General features: G+C 70.3%; 19 protein-coding genes. 12 read left to right on the top strand and 7 right to left on the bottom strand.

The genetic code is table 11. From position 1 onward, the window contains the following. Nucleotides 1–13 precede the first annotated feature (13 nt). Complete coding sequence (locus ACLZOT_RS48825) at nt 14–208, top strand: hypothetical protein (RefSeq protein WP_416975780.1); 195 nt, start codon at nt 14–16, stop codon at nt 206–208. Nucleotides 209–289: 81 nt separating this feature from the next. Continuing rightward, the gene (locus ACLZOT_RS48830) at nt 290–1,816 is read left to right on the top strand and encodes an FAD-binding oxidoreductase (protein ID WP_416975781.1); all 1,527 of its coding nucleotides are present in this window, start codon (nt 290–292) and stop codon (nt 1,814–1,816) included. A 53-nt stretch (nt 1,817–1,869) separates the two neighbouring features. Here the strand turns inward: ACLZOT_RS48830 and ACLZOT_RS48835 are convergent, their stop codons facing one another. From ACLZOT_RS48835 to ACLZOT_RS48845, 3 genes are all read right to left on the bottom strand, one after another. Next, complete coding sequence (locus ACLZOT_RS48835) at nt 1,870–2,568, bottom strand: phosphatase PAP2 family protein (RefSeq protein ID WP_416975782.1); 699 nt, start codon at nt 2,566–2,568, stop codon at nt 1,870–1,872. 152 nt (nt 2,569–2,720) lie between these two features. Then, entirely contained in the window at nt 2,721–3,728 is a 1,008-nt protein-coding gene (locus ACLZOT_RS48840) for an NlpC/P60 family protein (protein WP_416975783.1), read from the bottom strand. A gap of 342 nt (nt 3,729–4,070) precedes the next feature. Beyond that, complete coding sequence (locus ACLZOT_RS48845) at nt 4,071–4,844, bottom strand: trypsin-like serine peptidase (protein WP_416975784.1); 774 nt, start codon at nt 4,842–4,844, stop codon at nt 4,071–4,073. A 342-nt stretch (nt 4,845–5,186) separates the two neighbouring features. Here ACLZOT_RS48845 and ACLZOT_RS48850 point away from each other — a divergent pair, with 342 nt between their 5' ends. Together ACLZOT_RS48850 and ACLZOT_RS48855 are read left to right on the top strand one after the other, a co-directional pair. Then, the gene (locus tag ACLZOT_RS48850) at nt 5,187–6,041 is read left to right on the top strand and encodes a helix-turn-helix domain-containing protein (protein ID WP_416975785.1); all 855 of its coding nucleotides are present in this window, start codon (nt 5,187–5,189) and stop codon (nt 6,039–6,041) included. 139 nt (nt 6,042–6,180) lie between these two features. Further along, nucleotides 6,181–6,528: a hypothetical protein gene (locus ACLZOT_RS48855; protein WP_416975786.1), complete on the top strand. Its 348-nt coding sequence runs from the start codon at nt 6,181–6,183 to the stop codon at nt 6,526–6,528. A 200-nt stretch (nt 6,529–6,728) separates the two neighbouring features. Here the strand turns inward: ACLZOT_RS48855 and ACLZOT_RS48860 are convergent, their stop codons facing one another. Both ACLZOT_RS48860 and ACLZOT_RS48865 read right to left on the bottom strand, forming a co-directional pair. After that, nucleotides 6,729–6,977 carry a DUF397 domain-containing protein gene (locus tag ACLZOT_RS48860; RefSeq protein WP_416975787.1) on the bottom strand — a complete coding sequence of 83 codons (249 nt, stop codon included), beginning with the start codon at nt 6,975–6,977 and terminating at the stop codon, nt 6,729–6,731. A 176-nt stretch (nt 6,978–7,153) separates the two neighbouring features. Next, nucleotides 7,154–8,062, bottom strand: coding sequence for an oxidoreductase (locus ACLZOT_RS48865; protein ID WP_416975788.1), 909 nt, complete (start codon nt 8,060–8,062; stop codon nt 7,154–7,156). Between the two features lie 64 nt (nt 8,063–8,126). Here ACLZOT_RS48865 and ACLZOT_RS48870 point away from each other — a divergent pair, with 64 nt between their 5' ends. Continuing rightward, entirely contained in the window at nt 8,127–8,738 is a 612-nt protein-coding gene (locus ACLZOT_RS48870) for a TetR/AcrR family transcriptional regulator (protein WP_416975789.1), read from the top strand. A 12-nt stretch (nt 8,739–8,750) separates the two neighbouring features. On the opposite strand, the gene ACLZOT_RS48875 is transcribed toward ACLZOT_RS48870, so the two are convergent. Then, complete coding sequence (locus ACLZOT_RS48875; RefSeq protein ID WP_416975790.1) at nt 8,751–9,545, bottom strand: methyltransferase domain-containing protein; 795 nt, start codon at nt 9,543–9,545, stop codon at nt 8,751–8,753. 258 nt (nt 9,546–9,803) lie between these two features. Between ACLZOT_RS48875 and ACLZOT_RS48880 the strand changes: the two genes are divergently transcribed. The 7 genes from ACLZOT_RS48880 (at nt 9,804) to ACLZOT_RS48910 (ending at nt 18,829) form a co-directional block, all read left to right on the top strand. Then, nucleotides 9,804–11,123: a S53 family peptidase gene (locus tag ACLZOT_RS48880; RefSeq protein WP_416975791.1), complete on the top strand. Its 1,320-nt coding sequence runs from the start codon at nt 9,804–9,806 to the stop codon at nt 11,121–11,123. Between the two features lie 332 nt (nt 11,124–11,455). Beyond that, entirely contained in the window at nt 11,456–11,764 is a 309-nt protein-coding gene (locus ACLZOT_RS48885) for a hypothetical protein (protein ID WP_010355696.1), read from the top strand. Nucleotides 11,765–11,923: 159 nt separating this feature from the next. Then, complete coding sequence (locus tag ACLZOT_RS48890) at nt 11,924–12,754, top strand: hypothetical protein (protein ID WP_416975792.1); 831 nt, start codon at nt 11,924–11,926, stop codon at nt 12,752–12,754. Next, nucleotides 12,744–14,081, top strand: coding sequence for a hypothetical protein (locus ACLZOT_RS48895; RefSeq protein ID WP_416975793.1), 1,338 nt, complete (start codon nt 12,744–12,746; stop codon nt 14,079–14,081). Before ACLZOT_RS48890 ends, ACLZOT_RS48895 begins: the two co-directional genes overlap by 11 nt. Beyond that, nucleotides 14,078–15,637 carry an SCO6880 family protein gene (locus ACLZOT_RS48900; RefSeq protein WP_416975794.1) on the top strand — a complete coding sequence of 520 codons (1,560 nt, stop codon included), beginning with the start codon at nt 14,078–14,080 and terminating at the stop codon, nt 15,635–15,637. Before ACLZOT_RS48895 ends, ACLZOT_RS48900 begins: the two co-directional genes overlap by 4 nt. A gap of 6 nt (nt 15,638–15,643) precedes the next feature. Beyond that, on the top strand, nt 15,644–17,062 hold the full coding sequence (locus ACLZOT_RS48905) for an ATP-binding protein (RefSeq protein WP_416975795.1): 1,419 nt from the start codon (nt 15,644–15,646) through the stop codon (nt 17,060–17,062). Between the two features lie 3 nt (nt 17,063–17,065). Then, on the top strand, nt 17,066–18,829 hold the full coding sequence (locus tag ACLZOT_RS48910) for a type VI secretion protein (protein ID WP_416975796.1): 1,764 nt from the start codon (nt 17,066–17,068) through the stop codon (nt 18,827–18,829). Here ACLZOT_RS48910 and ACLZOT_RS48915 read toward each other — a convergent pair. Continuing rightward, a complete protein-coding gene (locus tag ACLZOT_RS48915; protein WP_416975797.1) occupies nt 18,815–19,267 on the bottom strand; it encodes a GNAT family N-acetyltransferase in 453 nt (150 codons plus the stop codon). The genes ACLZOT_RS48910 and ACLZOT_RS48915 overlap by 15 nt on opposite strands. Nucleotides 19,268–19,470: the final 203 nt, after the last annotated feature.

Consider the following 19,470-nt stretch of genomic DNA (forward strand, 5'->3'; position numbering starts at 1 on the left):
CGCCCGCCGGCCCATGACGGGCCCTTTACCGGCCGTGGGTACCGTGGAGTACGTGACTGGCAGCTCCACCCCTTCCGGCGAACATCTCGCCACCACCGTCGAACAGGGCCGCTTCTGCTTCGCCCGCTGCACCTGCGGCTGGCGCGGCCCGGCCCGCCGCGCGAGAAGCCTGGCCCGGACGGACGCGGAGAGACACGCGAAGGGCTGACCCCCGGCCATGGGAACCCCGCGTTCCGGGAACTCGTCTCGTTCACTGACACGGACGGCGGAGGGCGGAGGGCGGAGAATCATGGAACGGCGCATGTTCATCGGCGGCGCGGCGGCACTGACCGCCGCCGTCGCGACGGCCGGCTGCAAGTCCCCCTTGTCCGGCAGCCCCACCCCCGCCACCTCCCTCACCTCGGCGTCCGCCCCCAAGGACTGGAAGGCCCTCGCGACCGACCTCGACGGCCTCCTCGTACGCCCCGGCGAGGCCGAGTGGGCGGCGGCCCGCCAGCTCTACAACACCCGCTTCGACACCCTGAAGCCCACGGCGGTGGCGTACGTCGCGCACCCCGAGGACATCCGTACGACGCTGGCGTTCGCCCGCTCCCAGAAGCTGAAGGTCGCGATCCGCAACGGCGGCCACTCGTACGCGGGCTGGTCCTCCGGCGACGGCCGCCTGATCGTCGACGTCTCCAAGCTGAACCGCGTCCGGGTCGGCGGCGGTACGGCCGTGGTCGGCGCCGGTTCGAAGCTGATCGACGTCTACCGCGCGCTCACCGCGAAGGGCGTGACGATCCCCGCCGGCTCCTGCCCCTCGGTCGGCGTCTCGGGCCTGGTCCTCGGCGGCGGGCACGGCGTGTCCTCCCGGGCGTACGGCCTGACCTGCGACAGCCTCACGCAGGCGACGATCGTCACCGCCGACGGCAAGCAGCTCACCGCGAACGCGAAGGACAACGCCGACCTCTTCTGGGCGCTGCGCGGCGCGGGCAACGGCAACTTCGGCGTGGTCACGGAGCTCCAGTTCAAGACGCACGCGGCGCCCCAGGCGGTCACCGGGTACGTCACCTGGTCCTGGGCGAAGGCGGCGGCGGTGCTGCGCGCCTGGCAGGAGTGGGGCCCGGCCCAGCCGGACGAGATCTGGTCCGCGCTGACCCTGTCCAACTCCCCCGGCGGCACCCCCACGATCTCCGTCGCCGCGTTCTCCCTGGGCACGTACGGCGAACTCCAGAACGCGATCGACCGCCTCTCCGCGAAGGCCGGCGCCCCCAGGTCGGTGACCCTGCGCCGCCGTTCGTACGCGGAGGCGATGGAGGGGTACGCCGGCTGCTCCTCGTACACCAAGGCCGCGAGCTGCCACCGCCCCGGCTCCCTCCCCGGCCGCGACCCGGGCGGCAAGCTGGGCCGCGAGACGTACACGGCCCGCTCCGACTTCTACGACCGGTCGTTGTCCGAGGCGGGCGTCCAGACCCTCCTGAAGCAGATCCGGTCGGTCCAGGGCGGCCCCGGCAGCGTCGCCCTCACCGCCCTCGGCGGCGCCGTCAACCGCGTCTCCCCCACGGCCACGGCGTTCGTCCACCGCCGCTCGCGCGTCCTGGTCCAGTACCTCACGTCCTGGAAGTCCGGCACCCCGGGTACGGCGGCCCAGTCCTGGCTGAACGCGGCGCACAAGGCGATGCGGCCGTACGCGTCGGGGGCGGCGTACCAGAACTACACGGACCCGACGCTGACGGACTGGCGGAAGGCGTACTACGGGGACGCGGCGCCGAAGCTGGCGAAGGTGAAGCAGAAGTACGACCCGGCGAGGTTCTTCACGTACCCGCAGGGGATCTGAGCAAGAAAAAGAGGGGGCGCCCGAATCGATTCGGGCGCCCCCTCTTTTCTGTGTCAAGCTGCGAGATCCCGGTCTCCGGAACGCATTTCGTTCCGCGCCCCCGGTACGAAGGCGACCCGAGCGGCGCGGCTCCGCACCAGCCACCCCACCCTCGGCGACCGCTCGATCGCCTTGAGGACCGGCGTCAGGAGGATCGAGGCCAGCGGGGAGAGCAGCAGCGCGACGGCCGTGCCGAGCGCGAAGCCGCCGATGACGTCGGTGGGGTAGTGGACGCCCATGTAGACGCGGCAGAAGCCTTCGAGGAGCCCGAGGACCAGGCCCCACACCCCGAAGCGCCGGTTCGCGACGAAGAGGGCGACGCCCATCGCCATCGTGATGGTCGCGTGGTCGCTGACGAACGAGTAGTCCGTCTTGCCGGAGACGAGGACTTCGAGGCCCTGGTGGTCGTTGAACGGCCGGGGCCGCTCGACGAAGCCCCGGATGGGCACGTTGATCAGGACGGCGACGCCGGCCGCGAGCGGCGCCCAGACCAGCGCGGCGACCGAGGACGCGGCCTCCTCCGCGGACGCGGCCCGGCGCCGTACGGTCAGCCAGCACCAGACGATGAGCAGAACCATCGCGAACAAGAGCCCGTATTCACCGACGAATCCGACGATCCGGTCGACCCAGTGCGGCGCGTCCTTGGCGAGGCCATTGATGTCGTAGAGCAGGTCGACATCGGGGTTGGATCCGGAATCGGCGAGTCCAGCCATGGTGCTGCGGCCCCTTCGTCGTGGTTGTCTCGAACAGGAACGCACGACCCCGCTTACAACGTTCCTGTCTCCACTGAATGATCACTGAGACGTTATCGAAGGGAGACGAGCCGACTCGGAGCAGGGCCCGTTTAAGGAACTGTCACCCGTTTTCAGACATTGGCGGGCAGCGCTTTCGCGCCATCGGCCGTCACCCGCGTCGCCCCGAAGTAGTCGGGGGTGTCGATCGGGTCGAACCGGATGACCGCGCCCGTACGGGGCGCATCGATCATGTAGCCGCCGCCGACATAGATCCCGACGTGCCGGATGGCCCGCGAGTTCGTGAGGTCGTCGGAGAAGAACACCAGGTCACCGGGGAGCAGCTCGTCCCGCTTGGGGTGCGGCCCCGCGTTGTACTGGTCGTTCGCGACCCGCGGCAGCTCGATGCCGACGCTTTCGTACGCCGCCTTCGTCAGCCCCGAGCAGTCGAACCGCCCGCCGTCCGCGGCGGTGCCGTTCCCGCCCCACAGATAGGGCGTGCCGAGTTTCTTCTGCGCGTAATAGATCGCCCCCGCGGCCTGCTCCGACGGCGACACCCGCCCGACCGGCGCGGCGAAACTCTCTTCGAGGGTGGTGATGGTCTTCACGTAATTCTGGGTCTCGCGGTACGGGGGGACACCGCCGTACTTGATGACCGCGTACGCGCCCGCGTTGTAGGCGGCGAGCATATTGTGCGTGGGATTTCCCGGTACGTCCTTGACGTATTTCGCGAGCTCGCAGTCGTACGCGGCGGCGGACGGAATCGCGTCGGCCGGATCCCAGACGTCCCGCTTCCCGTCACCGTTCCCGTCGACCCCGTGCGTCGCCCAGGTGCCGGGGATGAATTGCGCTATTCCCTGCGCGGCGGCGGCGCTCTGCGCGCGGGGATTGAATCCGCTCTCCTGGTACAACTGCGCGGCGAGCAGCGCGGGATTGATGGCGGGGCACATATTGCCCCACTTCTGCACGAGCGCGGCGTACGCGGCGGGCACCGACCCCTTGGCGAGCGCCTTCGCCCCGCCGCCGACCCCGTTCGACATGTTCCCGGCGACCAGGTACACCCCGACGACGAGCACCATGACGAACGCGAGCCCGGCCCCGGCGACCGCGGTCACCCAGATCCACGCCTTACGCACCGTCAACCGCCCCTCGCCGGCCGGGAGTCACCGCGCGTCAGTCTACGGGCGGGACGCGCCGCGTACGGGTAAGTTCGCCCCGGTCGGAGACTGTCCATCGCGAGGGCGTTCTAATCCCGCGCCGCGCAGGGCTCGTCGGCCTCGTGGGGGACACCGCAGCGCCGGCAGCGGACATCGGGAAGGGGGGCGCTTCGAGCCTCATCGGCCTCGGGCCGGGCCCAGGCTCCGCCGGGGACACGGCGGGGAAGAGGGGTGCGGGGAGCGGCCGTACGAAGGCGGGGCGTGGGGGACAAGACCTTCTCTATCCAGCGTTCAGGGCACGCGATACGACAGACGATCGTACGCCCGTCACCCCCCGGCCTCCTCGTACAGCGCCGCCGCCTCCTTGCCCAGGACGACGCTGTACGACACGTCGTCCGTGTCTCCGCCCTGCTCGTGCCCGCCGAGCACGCCGACGACCTCGTGGTGGCCGTTCACCCAGGGGCTCCCGCTGGTCCCCGCGCTGAACCGGGGGCACTCGATCCGCTGCTGCGTGCTGCTGTGCACGGCCGGCCGGTTGGTGCAGGTGAGCGCCCGCTCGGAGGTGTCCGGATAGCCGGTGACGGTCACGGGCGAGGCGCCGGTGGTGGTGCCGGGGGCGAAGAGGTTGCCCCCGACGACGTCCTCGATGTTCTTGTGCGCGGCGTTGGGCGCCAGCGAGGCGAAGGCGATGTCACTGTCCTCGCTCTGCTCCTTCGCCCACCCGGCGGGCAGGAAACTCTTCCGCACCTTCCAGATCCCGTACGGCGCCTTCCCGTCCCGGTACCCCGGCACGAACACGAACCCGGACCCGTCATCGCCCCCCAGACAGTGAGCGGCGGTCACGATCAGATCCCGCCCCTGGCTCTCCACCACCGAAGCCGTACAGAAATGCGCCCCCGCCAGCTTCCCCGCATCCTCCGCATAGAACAACGCCCCCACCCGCGCGGCGGCCGCCGCCCCCTCAGCCACCACCGTCACCCCCAGCGGCCCGCCCCCGTCATCCGCGACAGCCGCCGACGCCAGGACACAACTCCCTGCCATCAACACCGTCGCGCCGAGCAGCGCGAACCTTCGGTTGCCCTGGGGGCGGGTGCGGTTCATCGGGGCCACTCTGAAGCATGAAGGTGAGAAAAACATCAACCCGAGCTGTCGATCGGCTGGCAGTGTGACGCCGGACACAATCGAACATCATCACTCGATCGGTCGATTAGACATATGGCGTTCGGGTAAGCGCTCCTTGACGGCATCGTTTGGTGACATGGCAGTTCGGTGGCAGCTGTAAGGAAAATGCCCGACTGGCTTACACCGTTCGGCCAACATTCGGTGTGACACTGTCATAGGCTCGCCCTGTGGGGCTCTTGACACGCGAGCAACGTTGACCTAGACGCCTTGGTCGCGTTCGGGTCCCATCAGCGCGTGGAGCGCGGCCAGGAAGGAGATTCCATGCCCAGCGCATCCGATCCCAGCCTGAACCGACGCAAGCTGCGGCTCGCGCTGAAGGCCGCGCGGGACAAGACCGGGCTCACCCAGCGGGAGGCCGCGGACCGTCTCGACTGGTCGCTCTCCAAGGTGATCCGCATCGAGGCGGGGACCGTGAGCCTGTCGGTCACCGACCTCCAGGCGATGTTGCGGCTGTACGAGATCACCGACGACACGGTCGTCGCCGACCTCGAACAGGCAGCCCGCAACAGCAAGGGCCAGTCGTGGTGGTCCGACTACAGCGACATCATCTCGCCGACGTTCGCCCAGTACCTGGGCTATGAGAGCGCGGCCGACACGATTCGCGCCTACCACCCGACGTTCTTCCTCGGCCTGCTCCAGACCGTGGACTACATCGAAGCGCTCTTCGCCGCCTTGCCCGGCGTCACTCAGGCCCGACGCCTCACCGACCTCAGGGCCGCCCGGCAGGAACGCGTCTTCGCCGAAGGCGGCCCGGCCATGGCGATGATCGTCGACGAGGCGGCCGTACGACGCGTCATCGGCGGCGCGAGCACCATGCGCAATCAGTTGACGCACGTCAAGCGGCTGGCGGAGACCGGGAAGATCACGCTCCAGATCCTGCCGTTCTCCGCCGGGGCCCACGCCAGTCTGGAGGACAGCTTCGTCCTCTTCGGCTACCGCGACGACGAGGACGTGCTCTACCTCGCCGGGCCGGGCGGTGTCCTCACCAACCGGGACGACCGCGCGAGGGTGGCCCGCTACCAGGAGTGCTTCGAGGACCTCACCGACAAGGCGTTGAGCCAGGAGGCATCGATCGCGCTCATCGACGAGGTTCTCGGACAACTGAATCTGTCCTGATTCCGACCAGGCACCGACGGGGGGCGTGCGCGCCATGGTGAACGAGAAGCAGAAGCCACGCAGCCGGCGCCCGGGCGCCGGTCGCTCTCCCGGCAGCACCACACGGCCGACGAAACGGGCATCAGCCCGCGAACCGTCGGTGCCTGACTCGCTCACCGCGCAGGGCCTCGCCAGCGACAGGACCTGCGCGCGCTTACAGCGGCTGCGCGCCGAGGACACGGACAACGCGATACGGCGCAGAAGGGCGCACACCGACGACCTCGTACGGGTGTTGCGCAACCTCACCGCCCTGGCGCTGTTCTCGTCGGCCACGCTGACGCTCGTGTCCTACGCGGGCGTCCGGATGGGCATACCGCCGGAAGCCTGTGTGGCGGGCAGTCTCAGCGCGGCCGTCGTACTGATCAGGACCTTCGCGAAGGCGTTCGAGTCGATACGCCCTTCGCTGCCGGACGCACCAAAAGACCCACCGTCCACCGATGAGCGATAGCCGGGGCCGACGCCCACCACCAGCCGGCCGCACCGGACATCAGCACGAGGACCGAGACCCACAGCACCAGCCGGACGACAAAATCGCCGCCCAGCAGGGACGCCGCCGCCCCCAACGCCGCCGACGCCAGCCCAGTGACCAGGCAGTATCGGGTGAACTCCCGCCGCCCGCGCGGCGCATCACCATCCGGATCGGCTGAATCACACCTGCTCATGGGCGCCCCCAGTGGCCGTTCTCTCTCCCCAGTACGCTACTGCGGCCCGCCAGGCGGGGAAGGAGAAACCGAGAATCGCCCGCTCGGGAGACTTGGAGTCCCGCACCCGGACACAGACCGGAAGAAGAGCGATCTCACAACAAGCCCCTCCCTCCTCGTTGCTGTAACTGCTCTTCCACCAGACAACCGGCCCACTCTCCTCGCCCACCGCCGTCTCCTCCCACCCGCCTGCCACATCCCGGTACTCGCGATCGGCCCCCAGGCCAGGATCGGGCCGCGTTCAGGGCAGGGGAAGGCGCCCGACGACCCGCTGTGCGCAAGGGAGTTCTACCCAGGAACCCCGGCCGCCAACAGCGAGCGCCCGCCGCACACCCCCTTTCCGCCACCGCTCCCCCGCCCGGTGGCGCCCCCTCACCGCGCCCCCACCCCCACCGGAAACTCCACCCCGGTCATCTCCTCGGACAGCGTCCACAGCCTCCGTGCCGCCTCCGCGTCGCTCGCCGCCCCCGTCCGCCCGACCAGGGTCGGCGCACCCCGTACCTCCCCGAGGCCGTCGGGGCCGACGTAGCTCGCGCCGGGGAGGTCCTGGGTCGTGGCGTACAGCGTGGGCAGGGCGCCCGCGCGGTCGGACTGGGCGAGGAGGCGGTTGCCGACGGCCATGAAGCCGCGGGCGAGGGGGTTGCCGTGGTGGCTCTGGAGGTTGGTGGCGGACCAGCCGGGGTGGGCGGCGAGGGCGCGGACGGGGGAGTTCGCGGCGGTGAGGCGGCGCTGGAGTTCGAGGGTGAACAGGAGGTTGGCCAGCTTGGACTGGGCGTAGGCGCGGACGGGGGTGTAGCCGGAGGTGAGGTTGACGTCGTCGAAGTGGATCCGGCCGCCCCGGTGAGCGCTGGAGGCGACGGTGACGACGCGGTCCTCGACGTACGGCAGGAGGAGGTTCGTCAGCGCGAAGTGGCCCAGGTGGTTCGTACCGAACTGGATCTCGAACCCGTCCGTCGTACGCCCCTCGGGGATCATCATGATGCCCGCGTTGTTGACGAGGGCGTGCAGGGGGCGGGCCTCCCAGGCGTGGGCGAAGTCGCGGACCGAGGCGAGGTCGGCGAGGTCGAGGCGGCGTACTTCGGTGCTGCCGCCGAGCCCCGCGGCGGCGGCCTGGCCGCGTTCGATGTCGCGGACGGCGAGGACGACGTGCGCGCCGGCGCCCGCGAGGGCGCGGGAGGCGGTGAGTCCGATGCCGCTGTTGGCGCCGGTGACGACGACGGTCCGGCCGGTGAGGTCGGGCATGCGGTCCACGTTCCACTTGCTCTGTTCGGTGTCAGCCATGCACCCAATGTAGACGTCGCCAACAATGATGGCAACGTCAACATGGGACGGGTTGCGCGCTAATATGACGGCCATGTCCGAGCCGTTCGCGAGCCGCCCCTACCACCACGGAGACCTCCGCTCCACGCTCCTGACCAGCGCGGAACGCACCCTGCGCGAGAAGGGCGCCGCCGCGCTGTCGCTGCGCGAACTGGCCCGCGCGGCCGGCGTCAGCCACGCCGCCCCCGGCCGCCACTTCAAGGACAAGCAGGCCCTCCTGGACGCCCTCGCCCTGAACGGCTACGACCGCCTCAACCAGGCGATGGAGGCGGCGAACGACCCGGCGCTCCCCCTGGAGCCCCGCCTCACGGCACTGGCCCGCGCCTACCTCGCCTTCGCCGTCCACCACCCCGAGCTGCTGGAGCTGATGTACGCCCGCAAGCACGAGCCGGCCTCCGCCGACCTGTTCGCGGGCGCCGTGGAGCGCTCCCTCTCCGCCTTCCTCCTCCTCATCACCGACGCGAAAGCCTCCGGCGAGATCGTCGACGCGGACCTGGACGCCATCACCCTGCTGACGGCGACGTCCCTGCACGGCCTGGCGGCCCTGGTCGCGGCGGGCGCGTACCCGGCGGAAGAGGTCCTCTCCCGCCTGGACACGCACGTGCACCTGCTACTGGAGGGGCTCCGGCCGAGGTAGCCGCGCGGCCGGCTACGGGAAGGGCCGAGACCGAGGTAGCCGAGCGCTCACCACCCGCACCACGAACCCGCACGGCACCCACCCGTCCTCCCCCACCAGGTCCTCCACGGCGGCGAGGAACTCCTTCCGCACCCCGTCGACCTCCCCCGCGTCCAGCGGCCCGAGGTCGTAGACCCCGGCCAGCGACTCCCAGACCTCCGCGAGTGTCCCCCCGATGTCGACGGCCACGCCCTCCTGGTCCACCTCCCCGAACCCGGCCCCGCGCAGCACCGCGTCGAGCCCCTCCGGGCTGCGCACCCGCCGGTCCCCGAGCGCCGGGACCCGCCCGCCGGGCAGCCCCCGCAGCACCCGCACGAACCGCTCGTACGCCTCCCCTTCCACGGCCCCGCCCCCGATCACACAGGCGAACACCCCACCGGGCGCCAGCACCCGGGCCACCTCGGCGGCGACCGCGTCCGCATCGGCCATGAGCATGAACGCCATATGGGACACGACCGCCTCGAACTCCCCGTCCGCGTACGGCAGTTCCTGGGCCCGCCCCACCTCGACGGCGAACCCCCGCGCACGGGCGAGCCGTACGGCCTGAGGCGACAGGTCGATCCCGGCGAGCCGGCGCTCACGAGACCGCAGCAGCTCCAGCAACACCCCGTCCCCGCACCCGAGATCGAGCACGCTGCCCGCCCCGGCCACCCGGTCGCGCAGCAGCTCGTAGCTGGACCGCCCGTCAGGTCCCCGCCCTCGCGCGAACGCCTCCCCGGTGACCCCGGGCCGCCCGGCGTGAAAGTCCCTCAGGAACGCTTCCTGCACGTCACTCGCCCTGCCCACACTCTTGCCCCTTTCGTAACGCCCACGTTTCCCCGGTCAAGTCCCCACCATCCCAGGGCCATTCCGACACCATGCCCCGGCAATCCCCGAACCCCGTTCGGCAATGCGGAAGTCAGGATTCCGCCACCCGTCTTGTTTGTCGCGTACCCAACAAGCCACAGTCGTCGCCGGGCCGCCGCCCACACCCCCACCGCTGCACCCGCACCGCCCCTGAACACCCCACTTGCAGGAGGCAGTACCTTGCGTACGACCGACAACACCCCCGCCATATCCGGCAGATGGCGCCGCACCGGCGGCGCGGCCTTCACCGCCGCCCTCCTCCTCGCCGGCCTCGGCACAGCGGCCCACGCGAACGCGGCGACCCTCACGGCGAACACGGCCGTGACCTGGACGGCGACCCCCTGCTCGACCCCGAAGCACGTGGGCGACCTGGCCTGCAACTCCTTCCGCGTCACCGGCGGCGTCACCGCGTTCTCGAAGGAGAAGGCGGCGAAGTCCCACAAGGGCGCGACGATCACCCCGAAGGCCGCGAGCGCGACCCCGACCGGCTTCGGCCCGAGCGACCTCCAGGACGCCTACGGCCTGACCGACGCCGCCGCGAACAACGGCTCCGGCGAGACGATCGCGATCGTCGACGCGTACGACGACCCGAACGCCGAGGCCGACCTCGCCAAGTACCGCTCGAACTACGGCCTGAGCGCCTGCACGACGGCCAACGGCTGCTTCAAGAAGGTCTCCCAGACCGGCTCGACCTCCTCGCTGCCGACCGCCGACAGCGGCTGGGCGCAGGAGATCTCCCTCGACCTCGACATGGTCTCGGCTATCGCCCCGAACGCCAACATCCTCCTGGTGGAGGCCAGTTCCTCCAGCATGGCCAACCTCGGCAAGGCCGTGAACGAGGCCGTCGCCCTGGGCGCCAAGTTCGTCTCCAACAGCTACGGCGGTTCCGAGTCGTCGAGCGACACCTCGTACGACTCCTCGTACTTCAACCACCCCGGTGTCGCGATCACCGTCTCCGCCGGTGACGAGGGCTACGGCGCCGAGTACCCGGCCGCGTCGAAGTACGTGACCGCCGTCGGCGGCACCGCGCTCAAGACCTCCTCCAACAGCCGCGGCTGGACCGAGTCCGTGTGGAACACCTCGTCCACCGAGGGCACCGGCTCCGGCTGCTCCGCGTACGACGCGAAGCCGTCCTGGCAGACCGACACCGGCTGCTCGAAGCGCGCGATCGCCGACACCTCGGCCGTGGCCGACCCGGCGACGGGCGTCGCGGTGTACGACTCGTACGGCGTGACCGCGGGCTGGTACACCTTCGGCGGCACCTCGGCGTCGTCCCCGATCATCGCCTCCGTGTACGCGCTCGCCGGCACCCCCGGCAGCAGCGACTACCCCTCGTCGTACATCTACGGCGCGGCCGGCACCTCCGCGCTGAACGACGTCACCAGCGGTTCGAACGGCACCTGCTCCTCCAGCGCGAGCTACCTGTGCACCGCGAAGTCCGGCTACGACGGCCCGACCGGCTGGGGCACCCCGGAGGGTCTGGACGCCTTCACCGGCTGACGCACCGTCAACACGGCACCCACGAGAACGGGCCACGGCGAACCTGCCGTGGCCCGTTCGTGTTACGAGCGTGAGAGCATCGGGAAAGTGTCTCAACGACAGAGGCGCCGACAGGTTCCGCAGAACCACACCCAGGGTTCCGCGCTCACCTCATTGCCCGGCGTGACCTGCCGTGATACACAGAGTGACGATACGAACCATTCATACGAATCCCACCCGTCAATGCCGCCAAGTCGACATACCCAGGCGGCATCGTCGGTGACAATGGGGCCCGACCCCTGCGCACGGCAGCGGGCCACGAACGGAACTACCCACCAGGGGCGGTGACTTACATGCTCTTCGCAGCCGACAAGGGAGACATCAACACCATCATCGGCGGGATCGCTCCGGACTGGGGCCCCTTCGGCAGCCTGGGTACCGAGGCCAAGACGATGATCCAGGTCGTCATGGCCTTCGCGATCCTCATCTGCCTGGGCATCGCCGTCTGGGGCGCCGCGAAGCAACGTATCGGCGCCACCGCCCTCCGGGACACCTTCAGCGCGGAACAGGGCAAGGGACTGATCATCGCGGGCCTCACCGGAGTCTTCATCATCGGCTCCCTCGGCACGCTGTTCACCATCGTGTACGGCATGGCCGTCTAGCCCCTCCCCCTTCCCTCCCCCTCCCGGCTGAGGTTGCGTCCCCCTGATGTCGAGTCACCACACCGCGCCCGCGCGGGAACCAGCACGGCTACCGTCGTACTGCGCCGCGTTTTCCCACAACGCCAACGCCGCATACGACGCAGAGGGGGCCTACGCCGCATGAGTCCCGCCGACGAGCCCGGCCACGACACCTCCACCGGTGGCTACGCGGGTACCCGCACCCGCTACCCCGAAACCGAGCCCGCGCGCCGGCCCGCCCGCTCCTCCTCCCGCAGCCTCGTCACCGTCGTCGCGGTCGTCGTCGTCCTGATCTCGGCCATCGCGTTCGCGAACCGGGGCAACGGCGACGGATCGGACGCCACCACCGGCTCCGGCGGCGCGGCCGGCACGAAGCCGCAGGCGGAGTCGACGGCGGCGACCGGCACGAAGCCGGTGCAGGGAAGGACGGGAACCGTCCCCACGGGATACGCGCGCACCAGCCAGGGCGTTCAATCGGCCGCCGCCAACTACGCGGTCGCGCTCGGCTCCACGGCGATGTTCAAGAAGGCCGGCCGCGACGAGCTCGTGAACACCCTCTACACCCCGGCCGAGGCCGCACGGCTCATCCCGGAGTTCGACAAGGCGTACAACACCGGCTTCCTCGCGAACGTCGGCCTCGACGCGAACGGCGACGCCCCCCGGGGCAGCACCTTCGTCTCCCGCACCGTCCCCATCGGCACGACGGTCAGCGCCTACACCGACACCGCGGCCACGGTCGCCGTCTGGTACCTGGGGCTCAACGGGATGTCCGGCACGACCTCGACGAACCCCGTCAGCTCCTCGTGGAGCACCTGGACGTTCCAGCTCCGGTGGACGGACGGCGACTGGAAGGTCGCCTCCCAGAACAGAACCTCCGGGCCCGCCCCGGTCCCCGGCGACAACCAGGCCGCCAGCTCCGACGAGATCAGCAAGGCCATCGAGGAGTACGGAGGGTTCACGTATGCCCGGTAAGCCCGCGCTGCTCCGGCTCGCCGGAGTCCTCGCCGCCGTACAGACCACGGCCGTCCTGCTCTCCGCCAGAGCCTTCGCCGCGCCGACCCCCGACCCGAACCCCTCGGGCAGCGGAACCCCGTCCCCCTCGCCGTCACCCTCCAACGACGAGTGCCGGCTCATCGTCGGCGACGCCAAGGACTACTGCGAGCGCGGCGCCAGCGGCGGCAAGAGCACCACCAACCCCGGCGTCTCCGACACCCTCGACCCCCTCTCCTCCCTCGCCAAGGGCTGCGCCGACGCCGCCTCCTGGACCGTCGACAAGCTCAGCGAGGCCGTGAAGGAGACCGCGAACGTCGACTTCACGAACGAGAAGTTCCTCCAGCAGTACGCGGTCGTCTTCGCCGCCTCGACGGTCCTGACCCTCGTCCTGTGGCTCCTGGCCGTCGCCAAACGCGCGGTGCGCGGCGTCCCCCTCGGCACCGCGATCTCCGAGGCCGTCGGCTTCCTGTGGCTGACCGTCCTCGCCTCCGCGTTCACACCGCTGATCCTCTACACCGTCGTCTCCGCGACCGACGGCATCACGGACGTCCTCGCGAAGGCGACCGGCGACCAGACCGACACGTTCTTCGGCACCTTCTCCGCCGCCCTCGCCAAGGGCGAGAACATCGGCGGCGGCCCGATCATGCTGATCGTGGTCTCCCTCGTCTCGGTCCTCGCCGCGGGCATCCTCTGGCTCGAACTGGTCATCCGTACGGCCCTGTTGTACGTCGGCGCACTGCTCGGCACAGTCGTGTACGCCGGTCTCGTGGACAAGAACCTCTGGGGCCACGTCCGCCGCTGGGCCGGGATCATGATCGCCGTGATCATGGTGAAACCGGTGATCGTCATCGTCCTCGGCCTCGCCGGAGCCCTCTCCGGGGACGACGGCCCGGACGCGTTCTCGGCGATCGTCTCGGGGCTCGCGATCATCCTGCTGGCCATCTTCGCCAGCGCGATGATCTACCGCTTCGTCCCCGGCTTCGGCGACGAGATCGCCGCCTCCCGCAACAACCGCATCATGCAGGGCGCGGAGAGCAAGGCGGCCGCCGTCATCTCCTCCCCGGCGACCCTCGTCGCCCAGGGCATCAAGACGCACAGCACCCGCGCCAACGACGGTGGCGGCGGCGGGAGTTCGTCGTCCAGCACGCCCCGCCCCGCCAACCCGGGCTCCGGCGGCATCGCCGCCCACGGCTCACGCCCCGCGAACGGCGGCGGGGGCGGATCCGCCGCACCCGCCCCCCGCACGGGCAGCCCCCTCAACACCCCGCACGCCAGCAACAACCGCACGGGAGGTGAAGGGCGTTGACGACCGAGTCCCACGTGTCGCACGCGATCGCGCCCCGCCGTACGTATCTGATCGGCCGCGCCAGGCCGAACGCGATCATCGGCAAGAACCGCGAGACCGGAGAGATCGCCCTCATCATCGCGGGCGCCTTCCTCGGCATGATGTGCGGTCTGCTCGTCCCCGTGCTCGCCCTGCGGATCGTGCTGCTCACCGGCTTCCCGCTGATCGCCCTGATGGCGGTCTACGTGCCGTACAAGCACCGCACGTTCTACAAGTGGTTCGAGATCAACCGCAGTTACAAGCGCAGCCTGCGCAAGGGCACGACCTACCGCAGCTCCGCCATGGAGGCCGGCGTCGCCCTCGACGGCCGCGAGGTCGAGATCGGCCCGCCCCCCGGCATCGGCCGCATCACCTGGCTGTCGGCACCCTTCGGCCCCGACGAGATCGCCGTCCTCCTGCACGCCGACCGGCGCACGGTGACGGCCGCGATCGAGATCGAGGGCCCCGGCGTCGGCCTGCGCGACAGCGAGGACCAGGAAGCCCTGGTGGACCGTTTCGGCACGCTGCTCAAGCACGTGGCCAACGGCGACGGCTTCGTCACCCGCATCCAGATGCTCGCCCGCACCCTCCCCGCCGACCCCGACGCGCACGCCAAGGACGTCACCCAGCGCGGCGACGACAAGGCCCTCCCCTGGCTCCAGTCGTCGTACGAGCAGCTCCAGTCGATGGTCTCCACGAGCAGCGAACAGCACCGCGCCTACCTCGTCGCCTGCATGCAGTACAGCCGTGAACTCGCCGCCGAGGCCCACGTGATGGCCCGCGCCGCCCGCCCCCAGGCAGGCCGCAAGGTCGACCGGGACGCCGGGCTCGCGGTCGTCATGGCCCGTGAGCTGACGGACATCTGCTCGCGCCTCCAGGAGGCCGACATCCGCGTCCGCCAGCCCCTGGGCCAGGGCCGCCTGTCCTCGCTCATCCACTCCATGTACGACCCCGACCACCCCATCGACCACATCCAGGCGATGACCAAGCGCAACGCCTGGCCGGCCGAACTCGACGCCATGGAACCGACGTTCCTCCAGGCGAAGACCCGCGAGTCCTCGACCCGCGCCCCCTGGTGCCACTCCACGGCCTGGGTCAAGGAGTGGCCGATGACCCCCGTCGGCGTCAACTTCCTCGCCCCGCTGCTCGTCCACACCCCGGACGTCATCCGCACGGTCGCCGTGACGATGGACCTCGAACCCACCGAGGTCGCCATCGAACGCATGCTGACGGAGAAGACCAACGACGAGGCCGAAGCCTCCCGCCAGGCCAAGATGAACCGCACCCTCGACCCGCGCGACGTCGCCGCCAACTCCCGCCTGGACCAACGCGGCGAGGACCTCGCGAGCGGCGCCGCCGGCGTCAACCTGGTCGGCTACATCACGGTCTCCTCCCGCTCCCCCGAAGCCCTCAACCGCGACAAGCGGACGATAAGGGCCTCGGCCGGAAAGTCGTACCTGAAGCTGGAGTGGTGCGACCGCGAGCACCACCGAGCCTTCGTCAACACCCTCCCCTTCGCCACCGGCATCCGGAGGTAGGCCCACATGCGGGACCCTCTCTCCCTCCTCACCGACGCCTTCACCGCCTTCCTCTTCGGCAAGGTCGAGACGACCCGCCTCCCGGTCCGCACCTCCACCGGCCAGGCCCAGGCGGTCTATCTCCCCACCGCCGCACCGGGGTTGGGCGACTCCGGCGTCATCATCGGCCGCGAGGTCTACTCCGGCAAGGGCTACATCTACGACCCCTTCCAGCTCTACGGCCAGCAGCTCCCGGCCCCCCACTGGCTCGTCCTCGGCGAATCCGGCAACGGCAAGTCCGCCCTCGAAAAGACGTACGTCCTACGGCAGTTGCGCTTCAAGGACCGCCAGGTCGTCGTCCTCGACGCGCAGGGCGAGGACGGCGCCGGCGAGTGGAACCTCATCGCCCGCGAGCTGGGGATAACCCCCATCCGCCTCGACGCGATGGCCGCCCTCGACGACGGCATCCGCCTCAACCCCCTCGACCCCGCGATCACGACGACGGGCCAGCTCGCCCTGCTCCGCACGATCATCGAAGTCGCGATGGGGCACGGCCTGGACGAGCGGTCCGGCTTCGCCCTCAAGGTCGCCCACGCGTTCGTCAACGAGACCATCGTCGAACGCCAGCCGGTGCTGTCCGACATCGTCGAGCAACTCCGCCATCCCGAACCGGAGTCGGCCGAGGCGATGAACGTCGCCATAGACGACGTACGCGCGTGGGGACTTGACGTCGCCCTGGTCCTGGACCGTTTGGTGGACGGTGACTTGAGGGGCATGTTCGACGGCCCCACGACCGTCGGCATCGACCTCGACGCGCCCCTCATCGTCTTCGACCTCTCCCACATCGACCGCAACTCCATCGCCATGCCGATCCTCATGGCCATCGTCGGTGTCTGGCTGGAGCACACCTGGATCCGGCCCGACCGCAAGAAGCGCATCTTCCTCGTCGAAGAGGCGTGGCACATCATCAACAGCCCGTTCGTGGCGCAGCTGTTCCAGCGGCTGCTGAAGTTCGGGCGGCGCCTCGGGCTGTCCTTCGTGGCCGTCGTCCACCATCTGTCCGACGTCGTGGACGGGGCCGCCGCCAAGGAGGCCGCGGCGATCCTGAAGATGGCGTCCACACGGACGATCTACGCCCAGAAGGCCGACGAAGCGCGGGCCACCGGGCGGGTGCTGGGCCTCCCCAGGTGGGCGGTCGAAATCATCCCGACCCTCACGCCGGGCATCGCGGTGTGGGACGTCAACGGGAACGTGCAGGTCGTCAAACACCTCGTCACCGAGACCGAACGCCCCCTCGTCTTCACCGACCGCGCCATGACCGAATCCTCCTCGGACGCCGCGGACGACGCGTTGCGCGCCGCCGAGCTGGAAGCCGAACAGCGGGCCGCCGCCTTCATGGAACAGCACATGGCCGACCTCGACGGCACGGAATCCACGGTGGCGTGACCCATGCCGAACCCTCGCCCCAGACAACAAGGCGGCGTCCCGGACAGCCTGCTCCTCGGGATACTGGCGCTGCTGCTGGTGGTGACGGTCCTGACGTGGACAGCGACGGGCCTCTCCGCCCTGCTGTCCCACGGCTCCTGGCCGGCCGACCTGACCTTCATGCGTACGCCCCTCGCCCTACGCCACCTCGTCTCCAACCCCGACGACCTCGCCGGCGCCTGGCCCGACACCCCGCCGGGTGACCTGTCGGGGTACGGGCTCTTCTGGGGCCTCTTCATCGGCCTGTTGATGATCCTGCTGACCCTGACGTTCTTCGGGCTGGGGACGTGGGCTCGGTGGAGGGTGGTGCGGGCTCGGAAACGGGAGGATCGGCTGGCGGCGCGGGGGAGGGGGGCGGGTGCGGGGTCCTCCAGGGCGCCCCTGGCCAAACAGTCGCCGGACGACGGCAGTTGGGCATTTCCGCCCCTGGCGGAGGGCGGCGACGATGACACGGACGACGCGGCGCGCAACGCGTCACGGCCACCTGCCGACTCACAGGTTCCCCCACGGACCTCAGGGACCCCGGGGGCGCGGGGAACTGCGCGACCAGCCGCAGCGGACCCGCACCCGCCCGACTCACCCACCGCAGCTGCGGGCAGCCCAGCGGCAGTTGCAGGCGGCCCCGCCGCACCCGTCGCCGACCCGCACGCGCCCACTCAGCTCCACCCAGCTCCTCCAGCCCACCCAGCTGCGGCCCACCCAGCTGCGGGCAGTCGTGCCGCTAGGGGCGGCACGGGTGGGCGCAGCGGCACCCCGCCAGCGCGGGCAAGCGACACGCCCCCCACCCCAGCCCCCACCGGACCCGCACCCACCCTCCAGGCCGCCCCCCGGGACTCCCGCCTCCACACCGCCGTCCAGGCCCTCCAGGACGCCCCCGGCCCCGCCCTCGTCCTCACCTCGAACCCCGCCCTCTGGCACACCACCAAGGACGCGAGGGCAAAACTGGGCCCGACCCTCCTGTACGACCCCACTCACCTCTGCGACACCCCGTCCCGCCTCCACTGGCCCCCCACAACGGGCTGCGAGGACAAGGACACCGCGATCGCGAGGGCGACAGCCCTCCTCACCCCCACCCGCCCCACCGCGAAGATCGACCAGGCAATCGCGGACACGGCCCACACCCTCCTCCGCAGCTACCTGCACGCGGCGGCCCTGGAGGGCAGGACGATCAGACACGTACACCGCTGGAGCCAGGGCACGCACGTCCAGGAAGCGGTGAAGACACTCCGTACGCACCCGAAGGCGGCCCCAGGCGCGGCAGGCGAACTGGAAGCGGCCCTGACGGCCCACCCGGACCGCAGGGACATCGCCCAGGAACTGACGACCAGGACCTTGGCCGCCCTCTCGACGGTGAACATCAGAGAAGCCTGCACACCCAACAGAACAGACGCCGTCACCTTGGATTCCTTCGTCCATGAGACGGGCACGCTCTATGTAGTGGGCGACTCCATCGAGGACCCCCGCACGAACCCCGGCGCGATGCCGTTCCTCACGGCTCTCACCGCAAGCGTGGTCGAGCGCGGCCGGCGCATGGCCGAACGGTCATCCTCCGGTCGCCTCGACCCACCAATGACGCTGATCCTGGACGACGTGGCGGCGACGGCCCCCATCCCGATGCTCCCGGCCCTGCTGCGGACGGGCGAGCAACTGGGCCTCCCGACCCTGGCCCTGGTCCGCTCGGAGGAACAGGCGAAGTCCCGCTGGCCGGAGGGCCTACCGGGCCGCTGAGGGCAGCTCCCGCGCGAACTCCAGCTCGACACCGCCCCCAGCCAGCGGGATAACCCGCCCGGTGGGCTCGAACCCGGCCCGCCGGTAGGCCCCCTGCGCCCGCGCATTGTCCTCGTGCACGATCAACCGCACCCGCTTGAGCCCGATCTCCTCGACCCACCCCACCGCGGCCTCGAACAACGCCCCGATCACAGCACCCCCACGCCACTCGGGCTTCACGAACACCCCGACGACATGTCCCTGATCCTGCTCGACCGGAAAACCCGCCCAATCGGTCCCGCCGGCCGCCTCCACCAGCACGACGACCGACCCACCCCACTCCCCGTCCTTCCCCTCCACGACGAACTGCCGCGCCCCCGAGGCACCCTCGGCCGCGTTGGCCGCCCGCTCCCGCCAGAACTCGTCCGGCTGCGCCACGGCGCTCTCGTACGTATCCATAAAGGCGATCGGAGCTGCCGGATCACGCAATGCGGCGAGCCGGAGATCCCGCACGGCAGCCCATTCGTCGGCTCGTATCCCTCGCACCACAAAGTCGTTCATGGAAATCACCGTAACGTACCCCCGAACGCAGAAAACCCCCGCACCATAAGGTGCGGGGGTCTCCCGGAATGATTGTTCGGCGGCGTCCTACTCTCCCACAG

Source organism: Streptomyces sp. 4F14, from assembly GCF_048159485.1.
Taxonomy (GTDB): Bacteria; Actinomycetota; Actinomycetes; order Streptomycetales; family Streptomycetaceae; genus Streptomyces.

Bases quoted from the DNA above. Each gene is read 5' to 3' on its own strand.
- ACLZOT_RS48830 (WP_416975781.1), top strand. From the start codon at position 290: ATGGAACGGCGCATGTTCATCGGCGGCGCGGCGGCACTGACCGCCGCC.
- ACLZOT_RS48870 (WP_416975789.1), top strand. From the start codon at position 8,127: ATGACGGCCATGTCCGAGCCGTTCGCGAGCCGCCCCTACCACCACGGA.
- ACLZOT_RS48835 (WP_416975782.1), bottom strand. From the start codon at position 2,568: ATGGCTGGACTCGCCGATTCCGGATCCAACCCCGATGTCGACCTGCTC.
- ACLZOT_RS48915 (WP_416975797.1), bottom strand. From the start codon at position 19,267: ATGGATACGTACGAGAGCGCCGTGGCGCAGCCGGACGAGTTCTGGCGG.
- ACLZOT_RS48910 (WP_416975796.1), top strand. From the start codon at position 17,066: ATGCCGAACCCTCGCCCCAGACAACAAGGCGGCGTCCCGGACAGCCTG.
- ACLZOT_RS48825 (WP_416975780.1), top strand. From the start codon at position 14: ATGACGGGCCCTTTACCGGCCGTGGGTACCGTGGAGTACGTGACTGGC.
- ACLZOT_RS48885 (WP_010355696.1), top strand. From the start codon at position 11,456: ATGCTCTTCGCAGCCGACAAGGGAGACATCAACACCATCATCGGCGGG.
- ACLZOT_RS48895 (WP_416975793.1), top strand. From the start codon at position 12,744: ATGCCCGGTAAGCCCGCGCTGCTCCGGCTCGCCGGAGTCCTCGCCGCC.
- ACLZOT_RS48850 (WP_416975785.1), top strand. From the start codon at position 5,187: ATGCCCAGCGCATCCGATCCCAGCCTGAACCGACGCAAGCTGCGGCTC.
- ACLZOT_RS48845 (WP_416975784.1), bottom strand. From the start codon at position 4,844: ATGAACCGCACCCGCCCCCAGGGCAACCGAAGGTTCGCGCTGCTCGGC.
- ACLZOT_RS48865 (WP_416975788.1), bottom strand. From the start codon at position 8,062: ATGGCTGACACCGAACAGAGCAAGTGGAACGTGGACCGCATGCCCGAC.
- ACLZOT_RS48890 (WP_416975792.1), top strand. From the start codon at position 11,924: ATGAGTCCCGCCGACGAGCCCGGCCACGACACCTCCACCGGTGGCTAC.
- ACLZOT_RS48905 (WP_416975795.1), top strand. From the start codon at position 15,644: ATGCGGGACCCTCTCTCCCTCCTCACCGACGCCTTCACCGCCTTCCTC.